General features: G+C 42.1%; 13 protein-coding genes. 7 read left to right on the forward strand and 6 right to left on the reverse strand.

Going from position 1 to position 12,685, the window contains the following annotated elements:
- The coding region (locus O9332_RS02235) for a BrnT family toxin (RefSeq protein WP_002756886.1) at positions 1–243 on the reverse strand (243 nt) is incomplete at its 3' end.
- A gap of 561 nt (positions 244–804) precedes the next feature.
- On the reverse strand, positions 805–2,229 hold the full coding sequence (locus O9332_RS02240; protein ID WP_502846631.1) for a protein adenylyltransferase SelO: 1,425 nt from the start codon (positions 2,227–2,229) through the stop codon (positions 805–807).
- 82 nt (positions 2,230–2,311) lie between these two features.
- On the opposite strand from O9332_RS02240, the gene O9332_RS02245 reads away from it, so the two are divergent.
- Together O9332_RS02245 and O9332_RS02250 are read left to right on the forward strand one after the other, a co-directional pair.
- Positions 2,312–2,569, forward strand: a complete 258-nt coding sequence (locus tag O9332_RS02245; RefSeq protein ID WP_002756891.1) for a CRR7 family NDH-1 assembly protein — start codon at positions 2,312–2,314, stop codon at positions 2,567–2,569.
- A gap of 173 nt (positions 2,570–2,742) precedes the next feature.
- Positions 2,743–3,153, forward strand: a complete 411-nt coding sequence (locus tag O9332_RS02250) for a salt stress protein, Slr1339 family (RefSeq protein WP_288023469.1) — start codon at positions 2,743–2,745, stop codon at positions 3,151–3,153.
- Between the two features lie 6 nt (positions 3,154–3,159).
- On the opposite strand, the gene O9332_RS02255 is transcribed toward O9332_RS02250, so the two are convergent.
- Complete coding sequence (locus tag O9332_RS02255) at positions 3,160–4,389, reverse strand: hypothetical protein (RefSeq protein WP_002756895.1); 1,230 nt, start codon at positions 4,387–4,389, stop codon at positions 3,160–3,162.
- 287 nt (positions 4,390–4,676) lie between these two features.
- Positions 4,677–6,386, reverse strand: coding sequence for a 2-succinyl-5-enolpyruvyl-6-hydroxy-3-cyclohexene-1-carboxylic-acid synthase (gene menD, locus O9332_RS02260; RefSeq protein WP_288023471.1), 1,710 nt, complete (start codon positions 6,384–6,386; stop codon positions 4,677–4,679).
- Positions 6,387–6,665: 279 nt separating this feature from the next.
- On the opposite strand from menD, the gene O9332_RS02265 reads away from it, so the two are divergent.
- From O9332_RS02265 to O9332_RS02285, 5 genes are all read left to right on the forward strand, one after another.
- Positions 6,666–7,076: a M67 family metallopeptidase gene (locus O9332_RS02265; protein WP_002756899.1), complete on the forward strand. Its 411-nt coding sequence runs from the start codon at positions 6,666–6,668 to the stop codon at positions 7,074–7,076.
- A gap of 6 nt (positions 7,077–7,082) precedes the next feature.
- Entirely contained in the window at positions 7,083–7,595 is a 513-nt protein-coding gene (locus O9332_RS02270) for a cobalamin biosynthesis protein (RefSeq protein WP_002756901.1), read from the forward strand.
- Between the two features lie 7 nt (positions 7,596–7,602).
- The gene (locus O9332_RS02275) at positions 7,603–8,778 is read left to right on the forward strand and encodes a lipid-A-disaccharide synthase-related protein (protein ID WP_002756902.1); all 1,176 of its coding nucleotides are present in this window, start codon (positions 7,603–7,605) and stop codon (positions 8,776–8,778) included.
- A 138-nt stretch (positions 8,779–8,916) separates the two neighbouring features.
- Positions 8,917–9,225: a hypothetical protein gene (locus O9332_RS02280; protein ID WP_002736903.1), complete on the forward strand. Its 309-nt coding sequence runs from the start codon at positions 8,917–8,919 to the stop codon at positions 9,223–9,225.
- A 260-nt stretch (positions 9,226–9,485) separates the two neighbouring features.
- Positions 9,486–9,827, forward strand: a complete 342-nt coding sequence (locus tag O9332_RS02285; protein WP_002776981.1) for a DUF4164 family protein — start codon at positions 9,486–9,488, stop codon at positions 9,825–9,827.
- A gap of 103 nt (positions 9,828–9,930) precedes the next feature.
- On the opposite strand, the gene O9332_RS02290 is transcribed toward O9332_RS02285, so the two are convergent.
- Complete coding sequence (locus O9332_RS02290) at positions 9,931–11,937, reverse strand: tetratricopeptide repeat protein (RefSeq protein WP_502846632.1); 2,007 nt, start codon at positions 11,935–11,937, stop codon at positions 9,931–9,933.
- Complete coding sequence (locus O9332_RS02295) at positions 11,938–12,342, reverse strand: hypothetical protein (RefSeq protein WP_288023473.1); 405 nt, start codon at positions 12,340–12,342, stop codon at positions 11,938–11,940. It abuts the gene before it with no gap.
- Between the last annotated feature and the right edge of the window lie 343 nt (positions 12,343–12,685).

Below are 12,685 nucleotides of genomic sequence, written 5' to 3' on the forward strand. Positions count from 1 at the left end.
TTCATATTTCGTCGCTTTTCTTGCAGAAATAATACGGGTGCAATCCTCACGTTCTGTATGGACAACGGCAATCACTCGCCCTTGCAACAAACCGAATGTGACAAAACGCTGCTCTCCATAACCGTAACGATCGTCCTCAACCGTTACAATATCCCCATCAAACACGGCTGGAACATCGGTAAAATCTATTCCGTGCTTACGAAGATTAGCAAGACGTTTTGCTTCATCCCATTCATATTCCATAACCGAACGACAGCTACAATAACCAATTGTAGTTATAAATTGTCGTTACAGCTATCCATGCCAAGCAATTTTTATCGTGAATGAATGCCCCGCAAGCAACTTCAAGCCACTGTCCTAACCGAGGACTTGCCGCATAACTACATATTACAGGTCAACTTTCTGCATAACACTCTCCAGAGTAACGATATGGGTCAACTTTCTGTATATCACTCGATTTAGGCGCAATTGCAAGAAACTTTCCCCATATCACACCCAAAAGCGTGTTAGCCAGAAGAGCTTACTGCAAACAATCTCTTTTCAAGAGACTTATCACAGAAGCTTTCTAGAGTTCTAGCAAAGATTCTTAGATCTGACTGCACTTTGTCACAAAACTTCACTATTATTTTGACACTTTTAATAGTTGGAGCGGAAACATTGATCGCCAAGTCTGGTCAATTTTTGTCCAACGCATTTCAGGAAATGACCTGAATAAGTAGCTAGAGATAATTAATTACACATATTTAATCACCTGTTGCCTCTCCTAACCAAGAAATTAATTTTGCACCACTACTTATTACTTAATTACTGTTTATTTTGTAATTTTATCACTAATTCTTGGAAAGGTTGCCAATCATCTTTATAGGTAATTGCCTCCCAAACCGATTCGATTAGCGGTCTAAGTAAAGCAGTTTTAGGATTATAATGCGTTAAGGTGTTCCCAATTTGAACCAAAGAATCTGAGGGTAATTGATTTAAGACCAAACTATATAATTCTCGCCAACGTTGCCAATCAGCTTTCGGTAAATCCATATTTTCAAGAATTAGAGAACTATTTTCTCGCCAACCGTAATTAAATTGTTCACTTAATTGATAGAAAAAGTCGTGATAACCGAGGCCAGTTTCTTGGAGAACTTCCACGGTTTTGCTGACCAGTAAAGCAGATTCGGGAGTAAAAATATCCTCAAAACCTAACTTTTTGAGCATCATTTTTTGATAATAAAAATTGTAATGCTGGTCATAGTTAGCCAAAGCCAGATCTAACTCTAACAAGGAGACGACCATGGCCAGGGGAGATTGCAGTAACTCTAGATTTAAGCGACAGATAAAAGGCTGATTGCCATAACTATAACGGCCGCTGTAGTCGAAATAGGCCGCCGTAAATTGGGGATTATAGGAAGGAATAAAAGCGTAGGGACCATAATCGAAACTTTCCCCGGTAATTGACATATTATCAGTATTGAGAACCCCATGACAAAAACCTGCGGCCATCCATTGGGCCGCTAATTTAGCGGTTCTTTCGATTAAAGCGGCGTAAAATTTTAAATAGCGATCGCTATCTTGGGGATTGATTTCAGGATAATAATAAATAATCACATGATCGAGGAGTCTTTTAATTAAATCGCTACGTTTAATATGAAATAAACGCTCAAAAGTCCCGAAACGAATATGAGAATTACTAACTCGAATCATCACCGAAGATCGCGTCGGGGAAGGTTCATCACCGCGCCAGAGGGATTCCCCCGTTTCCACCAAACTGAGACAGCGAGAGGTATTCACCCCTAAACCGCGTAAAGCTTCCCCAGCTAAGACTTCTCTGACTCCACCCTTGAGAGTTAACCTACCGTCCGCATGACGGGAATAGGGAGTCCGTCCCGATCCTTTCGTACCAAAATCGTATAATTTGCCATCAATACCCCTAACTTGACCGTAGAGAAAACCGCGACCATCTCCCAAGAAAGGATTATACTCGCCAAATTGATAACCGTGGTAACGCAGGGCCAAAAAGGGGGTCAGGGATTGAAATTTACCAAAAGCCTCGATAAAATGCTCATCTAAGGTTAATTCTGGCTGAATTCCCACCAAAGGTAATAAAGCATCATTGCGAAAACGAAGGATATGACTGGGAAAATCCGCGGCTGCAACTTGATCATAGTATTGGTCCCCCAAGTCCTGCATGGCGCTTTCGTAAGGGAGACTGAGAAAGGGATTGGTGAGATGGTCTGTCATAGTGGTGGTGTCGATCGAGCGTTGAGGCGATAAAGTGATAAAGATAGCCAAAAAATTTTCCTACTGAGACTATCAAACAGCGATGCCCGATTCTATTATGTATCAAGGGGACTATTTTCTTGTCCTTGAGGCCGATCAACCTGAACAATTCCAGACTCCCGACCAGTTGCGGGATAAGTTAAAAGATTTAATCACCGCAAAACCAGAGATTTGTCCCCGACAATTGGCGAAATTCTCTAGTTTTGAGGAAAAATCTCTCTATCTGCGCGATAATTACTGCGAGTTAGACCTGGGTGAGGAGGGTTATCTACAATGGTATGTGGTCCGTTTGGAAAAATAAGGAAACCCGTTATTCAGTAGTTAGGTGTTAAAAACTGTCAGACACCCCCCTTATCAAGGGGGGATTAAGGGGGGATCCATCTTCAATTTAATTATAACCAGTTACTTAGTTATTAAGGCAGAGGCAATCAGAGCAATTATCTTTTTAACTTTTTACTTTCTAACTTGATCATTATGGGAGAAATAGAAGATTTACTGGCACAAATGAAGGCAGAATACCAGAAACGGGATCAGGAAAAACCGATGCCGTCCCCTTCTTCTCGCCAAGAAAAAGATCGTTCCCCGGCCGAATTTAAGGTTAATTATGCCAGCGATTCTGCTACCGATGCGCTTTTAAAAGCTTTAGCCTTAGAAAACCAAGCAAGGCAACAACAGGAGGCAGCGGAAAAAGAAAAAGCGGCGGCATTAAAACAGCAGCGCAAGCGAGAAGCTTTAACTAGAAAGGCAAAGCAATGGTTAGATAAATTAGATGCCAAATCGGAGGAAGGACGCTGGTTTGAGGAGTTTTCATATAGCTACGATTCTCCTTTAGAAGCGGCGATTACTTATCTAGAAGCTTTGGGAGAAGTGGACATTTCTAAATGATCAGGTCTAATTTAAAGTTGTGGGTAAATTTGCTTGGTCAAAAACTCGATTATGCCACCAAATATTATCACCGGCTAGAATATTTGTGCCGTAACGAGGGACGATGCCATAAACAGTGCCGGGGTCATAATCCAAAGCTTGACTGATGAGATTGTAGAGACGTTGTAGATCAAAACCCCGGGGGTCACAATGGGGATATTTTCCTTGATTAATCAGAAAACTATCTACGGCAAAATGGCTGACAATTTGCGGTAATTGTCCCGTTTGTAAGGCTGCGAGGAGATAATATTTCGCCGTTTGTTGGTATTGAAAATCGCTGTAACCGGGGAGGGGTTGCAAGCGTCCTTTGGTCAAACAGTGGGATCCCGGCGCTTGTACCAGTTCAATGTTAACACTGGAGATAACCCGACGATTTCTTTCGGCAAAAACTGGTCGCAAGCGATCGCAATTAGGGTGAGATAGCTGCTGACAAATCGCTTCTGTTGCCCATAATGCGGTAGTTTTTGCCCCATCAAAGTAATTTGTGGGATATTCTTTGACTAAACGCTTAAAGAAGGCTTCTGAAGGCGTATTTAACCAAATTCTCGCCCTTTTTTCTAACTCAGAGGCCGATCGCGTACTCAAAGGAACACCCGCTAAAGCAAGTGCAAAACCCTTGACGCGGATAGTTTCTGGGGTAAGTTGCCACAGTTGACGCACTAATTGATCCCTGGTGTCTGCGGGCAGCATTTCGGCTGCTTGTTCATAAAAAGTGGCCGTGGGACGGTGACGTTCAAAAAAAGGCCGGGCGATCGAGTCTAAAATATCTCTATCCCTGGAATTCGGTTTGCGGGGGATGTAAACATTGGGACCCAATTTCATCGGACCGCGAGCATATTTTTTCTGTTCTTCGATGTTACCCGCAGTCATACTCCAAGCTGTATCGTGGAGAATAAACAAGGGAACGCGATCGAGGGTTAATTCGGTTTCTGGCGGGGCAATTTGCAAAAATTCGGCGATTTTCTGCTTTTCTAACTCATCTAGGCTCTTACCGGCTAAATTCTCCCCCACAGTGGAGGGATTAAAAATATTTATGGTGGCAGTGGAGAGACTAGAGGTATTCAGTTTTAAAATCAGTAGGGACAAGACCAAGCTAATCACCAAAGAAGTCACTCCCGATCGCCATTGTTCCGGGGGAAAGATAGAATATCTAGGGAGAGAAAATTGTCTTGATTTTTGCCGTCTTTGTCGATTCATCGGACTCTTTTAACTCTTTCCACCCATTGTATTCACTTTCTCGAAAAAGGGAATTAATACTAAATCCGTTGAGTATAGGCTACATAAGTAGGTGGGTGGAATTAAATATAAGATGAACGTAGGTTGGGTTGAAGAATGAAACCCAACGCCCGCATGGGTTACGCTACCGCTAACCCATCCTACAAATAATTGTGCCTCCCTACTTATCAGGATAGGCAATAGGCAATAGGCAATAGGCAATAGGCAGCTTTATTCTCCCCACTTCCCCACACCCCACACCCCACACCCTACACATAATTACTGAGGAACCATTGAGTATTAAAAGCTCGATCGCAGGATATTTCTAGTAATCTTATCCCTGATTCCGGCAAAACTGCGATTTTTTCCTTAAAATCAGTCCAATCGCTGATTAAATGGTAATCAATACCGTAGGTGCGACAGAGTTGGCAAAAGTCGATATTTTGGGGAGTGGCAAAAAATTCTTCAAAGGGAGGGTCAAATTTGGCGATCGGCAACATCTGGAAAATGCCTCCCCCCTTGTTATTGATTAAAATTATGGTCAAGGAGCCAACAAAATATTTTTTGATTAAAAAACCATTTGTATCGTGTAATAGGGCTAAATCTCCCGTTAATAGCAGACTGGGGACATTTTTATAAGCTATTCCTATCGCAGTGGAGAGGTTGCCGTCGATGCCATTGGCCCCGCGGTTAAAATAGGGACGAATTTGGCGATCGCTAGGCGGGTTAAAAAACTCGGCATAGCGAACAGGCATACTATTAGAGATAAAGATCGGGGTACGGGGGGGGAGGTATTGGGAGAGCAGCCAGGGGATTTTACCTTCAATCAGTTTAGTTTCTGCTGCCAAAAGGCGATCGATGGTTAATCGAGCTTGCTGGTCGAATTTTTGCCATAATTGCCGATATTCTCGATTATTATCGGTTTTATCTGGGAATAGATCCCCTAATTGCTCGATATTTCCCCTGAGATGTCCGGTTTTTCCCTGTAGAGGATCGTAATTATCGGGATGGGGATCGATAATCCAGCGCGGACAGTCGATTTCTTCTAACCAGGTCCGTAATTCTTTGCTGGTGGGTAATTCGCCAATTTGCAGGACAACATCGGGGGTTAATTGGGTCCTAAGGGCAGGATTCCGCAATAATAAATCATAGGTAGTGATGAGATGGGGATTTAACCCTGCATAGTTTCGCAGAGGAGATAAAGCTTCCGCTAAGACGGGATATTGTTGCGATCGGGCTAAATCAGCGATCGCCTGACAGTAACTTTCAGGGTTTTGCGGGGAAGCTAATCCCGCGATGATAATTCCTTGGGGGGGTAAAGAAGGAATTTCGAGAATTGAGTGGTTAATTGGCATATTTTGCCGAGATATATGGCTAAAAAAAGCCTCTTGGTCAAAATTAGCCTCTAAATTGTTAATTTCTAGATCGGGAGTTGGTGCGAGGGGATCCCGAAATGGTAAGTTGAGATGCACCACTCCGGGGACAGGATCAAGACAGCGCCACCACGCGTGGATGATAGTTTGACGGAGATAGCGTAAACGCTCGATATTGGCACTAGGACAGCTAATTTCCGCTTGCCAGTTGGGATAATTACCGTAGAGTTTGACTTGATCGATAGTCTGACCGGCGTGAGCATGACGCAATTCTGGGGGGCGATCGGCGGTTAGAATTAATAAAGGGACATGACTTTCTTTTGCTTCAATGACTGCGGGATAAAAATTAGCCGTGGCAGTGCCAGAAGTGCAGACTAAAACCACCGGTTGATATAATTGTTTGGCTAATCCCAGGGCAAAAAAAGCGGCCGAGCGCTCGTCTAAGATGGGAATAGCTTCAATCTGGGGATGTCTTGCCAAGGCTATCGTTAAAGGAGTCGATCGCGATCCGGGAGAAACCACCCCTATCTTCAATCCCAAACGGGCCAATGTTTCGACTAAAATAGAACCCCAAAGTGTATTAAGATTGCGAAAATCGATCGACATTTATCAGTTCAGTGCAAAGGTTAGGGAACAATAAGATAAATTTAACATTGGCTGGAACCGGCCAAGAATAAGTTATTCCTAAGTCAGCGATGCAGAAGTTACTAAAAGAGAGCGAAGGCAATTAGTCCCTACAATAATATTATTGCGCCAATGGTAGGGGCGCATCGCGTACGGACAAAATGTCCTATAGATATTTCGACCAAATTGAGATGCACCCAGTTTTCAAGTTCCCTATAGCTAAAGCAAACTAACATCAATAGGTTTTGAAAATTTTCCCTTATGATCCTGATTACAGACCAAATTTACCAGCGTATTTTCACCCACGCAGAATCCACCTATCCCGAAGAATGTTGTGGGTTACTCTTGGGAAAAATTACCGAAACAGCAGCCCAAGTGATCACCGTGCAAACCACAGAAAATAACTGGTCAGGTAATAGGAAAAACCGCTTTAGTATTGCGCCAGAAGTGCTTTTACAAGCTCAAAAATCGGCGCGGGAAAACCAGCTAGAAATTATTGGTATCTATCATTCCCATCCCGATCATGCCGCCATTCCCTCGGAAATTGATCGCCAATTAGCCTGGTCAGGATATACTTATTTAATTGTCTCCGTAGTTTCAGGACGAGCGATCGATTTACAAGCTTGGCAACTGGACGAAGGCGAACAATTTCAACCGGTAAAAATATTGTAGTCTTGTATGACTAGCGCTTCCCCCGCTTTCCACTCACCCGCAATCGATTTAATCGGGATAAGTCCCCTGTGGACAGGTTTTAGCCAACCTCGTTTTTCCCCCGATCCTTCCGGGGTAAAAGTGCAGTGCCATGGACGATTATTATGGTTAGGAATAGGTTGCATCCGTGGGACGGAGAAAGCGGTCATAGATAGGGCAATTAGGGATGTTTTTAAGCGTTATCACCTCTCTTTAGCCGCTATTGCTGGTATCGCCACCCTTGACATCAAAGCTAATGAACGGGGTTTAATTGCCTATTGTCAAGAGCAAGGATTGCCACTAAAAACCTTTACTGCTGAGGAGTTGAGAGATATTAATGTCCCCAATCCCTCAGCTATTGTCAACAAGAAAGAAGGAACCCCTAGCGTCGCTGAAGCTGCCGCTTTAAAAATGGGCGATACTTTGCTAGTCAGCAAGCAAATAGAAGCAAAATCGGTGACGGTGGCGGTTTCTTTGGCAGCAAGGGAATATAGAGGATAACAAATCGATGCTTAAACAGGTTTTATTTCTTAGTAATGGTCATGGTGAGGATTTAAATGCTAGTTTAATTCTGGGGGAATTACAAAAAATTCAGCCCCAATTATCTATAGCTGCTTTGCCTTTAGTGGGAGAGGGAAAAGCTTATCAAAAATTGTCAGTACCAATTATTGCCCCCACTGCCACTATGCCATCGGGGGGAATTATTTATACCAATCCTTTGAATTGGATTAAGGATATTGGTGCGGGATTAATTAGTCTAACTATTCAGCAAATTCAGGCAGCTTTTAAAGTTAGCAAGGATTGTGATTTATTGATAGCAGTGGGGGATATCGTGCCGATTGCGATCGCTAGTTTAACCAGTCGTCCCTTTGTGGCTTTTATTGTTTCTACTTCCAGTTATTACGAAGGCACAATTAAATTACCTTTGCTGACAAAATTATGTTTAAGATCGAAGAATTGTTTAAGAGTTTTTACCCGGGATAAATATACAGCAACAGACCTACAAAATCGGGGTATTAAAAAAGCGATTTTTGCTGGTTATCCGATTATGGATGTCTTAACACCAACGGGTAAAGATTTAGAATTAGATCGTCAAATTCCCATGATTGCTTTATTAGCGGGGAGTCGTTTACCCGAAGCTTTGAGTAATTTGGCTTTACAGTTACAAGTCTGTGAGGAAATAGTTAAAATTAAACCGATGCAGTTTCGGGCTGCTATCATTCCTAGTATCAGAGAAACCGACTTAGAAAATTTAGCTAAACAAGAGGGATGGCATTATTTAGGAGCGGGAAAATTAGAGAAAAATGGGGCTTTATTGTGCTGTTATCGTGATGCTTTTGCCGATATTCTACACCATTGTGACGCTTGTTTAGCCATGGCGGGTACAGCAGTAGAACAAGCGGTGGGATTAGGAAAACCCGTCCTACAAATACCCGGATTTGGTCCCCAATTTACCTATCCTTTTGCCGAGGCACAAATGCGCTTATTAGGGGAATCGGTGATAACTATTGGACAGAAACCCACGGAGGTAAATTTATTTAAAAATGCCGCGGTTAAAATTATTGATATTTTGGCAGATTCTCGTTATTTACACAGATGTTTAGAAAATGGCAAAATTAGAGTGGGAGAGTCCGGAGGTAGCAGAAATATTGCCGAGGAAATTTATAGCATTTTTCAAAAGTAATGGCAGAGATAGTTATACTAAATCCGTTGAGTATAGGCTACATATCAGGAGAGGCAATAGATAATCAGTTTTTAATAACCAGATTTAGGATTAAAATAAAATTATTGTACTATCATTACTCCCAGGGATGTTACCAAAATGTCTAACGAAACCGTTACTTATAGTCTTGAATCTGTCCTCAAGGAAATCAAAGATAGCATCAAGGAAGTTAACCAAAAAATCGATACCTTGCAACAGGATATTAACCAGAAATTTGATAAAATCGACGAACGGCTAACTAAGCTAGAGGTAGGACAGGCAAAACTGACTGAGAAAGTCGATGGGATGGATAGAAGACTAGAAAAGCTGGAAGGAACCCAAAAAAATCAAGTTTGGACGTTAATTATTCTTTTAGGAGGGGCCATCGGCACGGCAGCGTGGCGATCCTTTTTTTCTGGTAATCCTTAGAAATATTGCCATAATACTAAATCCGTTGAGTATAGGCTACATATCAGGAGAGGCAATAGGCAATAGAGGCAATAGAACGTAGGTTGGGTTGAAGCATGAAACCCAACACCTGCAAGGGTTACGCTACCGCTAACCCATCCTACAAATAATTGTGCCTCCCTACTTATCAGGACAGGCAATAAATAATCAGTCTTTAATAACCGGATTTAGGATTAAAATAAAATTATTGTACTATCATTACTCCCAGGGATTTTACCAAAATGTCTAACGAAACCGTTACTTATAGTCTTGAATCTGTCCTCAAGGAAATCAAAGACAGCATCAAGGAAGTTAACCAAAAAATCGATACCTTCCAACAGGATGTTAACCAGAAATTTGATAGCCTACAGAAGGATTTTAACCAGAAATTTGACAAAATCGACGAACGGCTAACTAAGCTAGAGGTAGGACAGGCAAAACTAACTGAGAAAGTCGATGGGATGGATAGAAGACTAGAAAAGGTGGAAGGAACCCAAAAAAATCAAGTTTGGACGTTAATTATTCTTTTAGGAGGAGCGATCGGAACAGCAGCGTGGCGCTCTTTCTTTTCTGGCAATCCTTAGAAATATTACTATAATTTCTCACTTTAGGGTAGTTATGAGGGGAAATTAGCAGATGTGAAACTCAGGTTAAAAATAAGGGATATCTAACCCATCCTACCCCTAATTATGCTTTCCTCAACCATCTTTTTAACAATCGCCACAATGCCACTATTATCCCCCCAATTAAAACTAAAGGAAACATAACCACCCCCAGAAAGAAAGCAACGATTAAGGGATATTTTCGGGTTTCTAATTGCCGAATTTCATCATCGCACTTTTGAACATATCCTGCTAACCCCAATGCTTGATATAATTCCCGCGCTTGAAGAATTGCTTCTTTCGCTTCCGATATACGTTTGAGTTTATAGTAGGTAAGTCCCAGATTAAACCAAGCATTCGCTTCACCCCCCCGATCACCGATTTCCCGAAGGATTGCTAAGGACTGTTGATGAAACTCGATCGCTTTTTGGTATTCTCCTAGGGAATTGTAAACATTGCCTAAATTAGGGTAGGAATACGCTTCACCCCCCCGATCACCGATTTCCCGTTTGATTGCTAAGGACTGTTGATGAAACTCGATCGCTTTTTGGTATTCTCCTAGGGAATCGTAAACAGTGCCTAAATTATTGTAGGAATTCGCTTCACCCCCCCGATCACCGATTTCCCGAAAGATTGCTAAAGACTGTTGATGAAACTCGATCGCTTTTTGGTATTCTCCTAGGGAATTGTAAACATTGCCTAAACTGGTGAGGGATGCGGCATAATTCCAGTTGGTTTGCTCCTCCTGTTGTTGGTAAACAGTGACTAATTCAAGGTAATAATCCGCTAGGGTTTGATAATACCCCCGTCGGGTGAGAAAATCCTCGATAGCACGGAGAATATCAAAAGCATTGTCGTACTCGGTTAACTGATAGCAATGATAGAAAATTTCTAGGTAAGGTTGCACATCGTTGAGGATTTCCCAGGAGTCGGGTTGAGCAATAGAAAGATAATAGGCGATCGCTTTTTGGTGTAATTCCCTTTGATCACCGGCTTTGTATTGTGCATATTCCCAAACTAAAGGCTGAAAACTAAAAATTCGCTGGCGATTTTCCTCTTTTTCTTCTAATAATGATCGTCGCTGTAATTCTCGCAGATCTGCCGTGATCTCGGATAGTGCGATCTCCGGGTAATTATCCATCACCGCTTTGGCTGCTGGAGAATCAAATTCTCGGCGATAAATGCTGGTTTTAGTGAATAATTCCTGCTGTCTTTGGCTAAGTCGCTGAAAACTAGCATCTAAAACTAAAGCAATTCCCACTGTCTCTTGACGATGACTCCCCACCACCTGCGGATCGCTCAAAAGTTGCGATAAATTTCCTAATCCTAAATCCGCTAACCTTTCTAAACTGGGGTTTTGCGGAAATTCTGCTAAGATTAAATCCGCCACCAATCGCAGGAGTAATGGATGACCATCCACCCGTCGAGAAAAGTTCTCTAGATCCCCTGTTATTTGCGATTCCGCTAACAATTGCGCCCCTTCAGGTGGTTTCAAACCTTTTAGCTCAATCCAACGGTTAAAACCCCTAGTTTTTGGCTTTTCTCTGGTGGTGACTATAATTTTGCTGGTGTCACCTTTTTCTATCCAAGCAGTGAAAAACTGCTGATAAAATTCATTATTCCAAGAACCATCTTCCCCTAATAAACTCTCTAGATTATCGATAATAATTAGGTGGCGATGGCGTTGCAATTGTCTGATTAAAGCTTCCTGTAAATCTATTTCTTTTTCGGGGACAGGATAACCAAATTCCGTCAGGAGTTGGCGAGCTAAACCACTAAATCCGCCCAGATTTCCCGCTTCCCACCAAAAGCGTTTTGGGAATAAATCTTCATCGTCCCCTAGGGAAGGATCTAGGGTAATTTTCTCCTCAAAAATTTTACTGGCTAGGGTAGATTTTCCAATCCCTCCAACTCCTTTGATGCCAATCATCGTAACATTTTGATCAGTAAACCACTGCTTAATTTGGGTGATTTCCTCCTTCCTTCCCTGCCAATAGGCGAGACGTTTTCGAGCATCTCCTCCCTTGAAAGTACTCCTTTGACTACTGCGATTATTTTCTATTGCGTCTGCTTTTGCGTGCAGAGCCGCCAGTCATTCAGGAGGGATTCCTAGATTTAAATTACCCTTAACTTCTTGAATGTTCAATTGTTGTTTAATATCTTTGTTTATTTGTGTACCAATTTGAGTTTTTGTTTCTGTTTGATTCTGATTAATTGTCATAATTTGTTGTGCTAGGGTTTGGATTTCTTGGGCAAAATTGGGGTCTTTGAGCATTTCTACCTGTAAAAAAGGAACCACTTGCTGTTCAATCATCGCCTCGGATTTAGTTTGTTCTGCTGCCGCTAAAACCTTGGCTGCGGAGGGTTCCTTTTGTAACTTTTGCTTAATTTTTTGCCACAATTCTACACCTTTATCCATTGCTCCTTCCGTTAATTTACCGATAACAGCTTCAAAGGCGATTTTAGCGATTTCGGCGGCGGCTAACTCTGCTAACATAATTATCAATTGCGAGAATTTTTCGCCATTCTAGCACAACGGCAACAGCAGTTGTGGACGGTTTAAATGTTTGGTTGACTGTTCAAAAAGTAAAAAACAAAACTCTGATATCGTTGCCACAACAGGATTGAGATTAGGGCGAAGCGGACGCGCTGGTAAGCTAAGACATATTTAGGGTTTGCGGCAAAAAGTACGGGCGAAGCGGGAGCATCTCACCTTTGCAATGAGCATAAATACTTAGTGGAAAAATAGGCTTTTCGAGGGTAATTCTTGTTTTAATTCTCCATGTACGCAGTCTTTAAAAGCCTCTATTTCGTTCCAAGACACGATTAAGAGTGGCTTT

It is taken from the genome of Microcystis sp. LE19-10.1B, from assembly GCF_027530565.1.
Lineage (GTDB): Bacteria > Cyanobacteriota > Cyanobacteriia > Cyanobacteriales > Microcystaceae > Microcystis > Microcystis aeruginosa.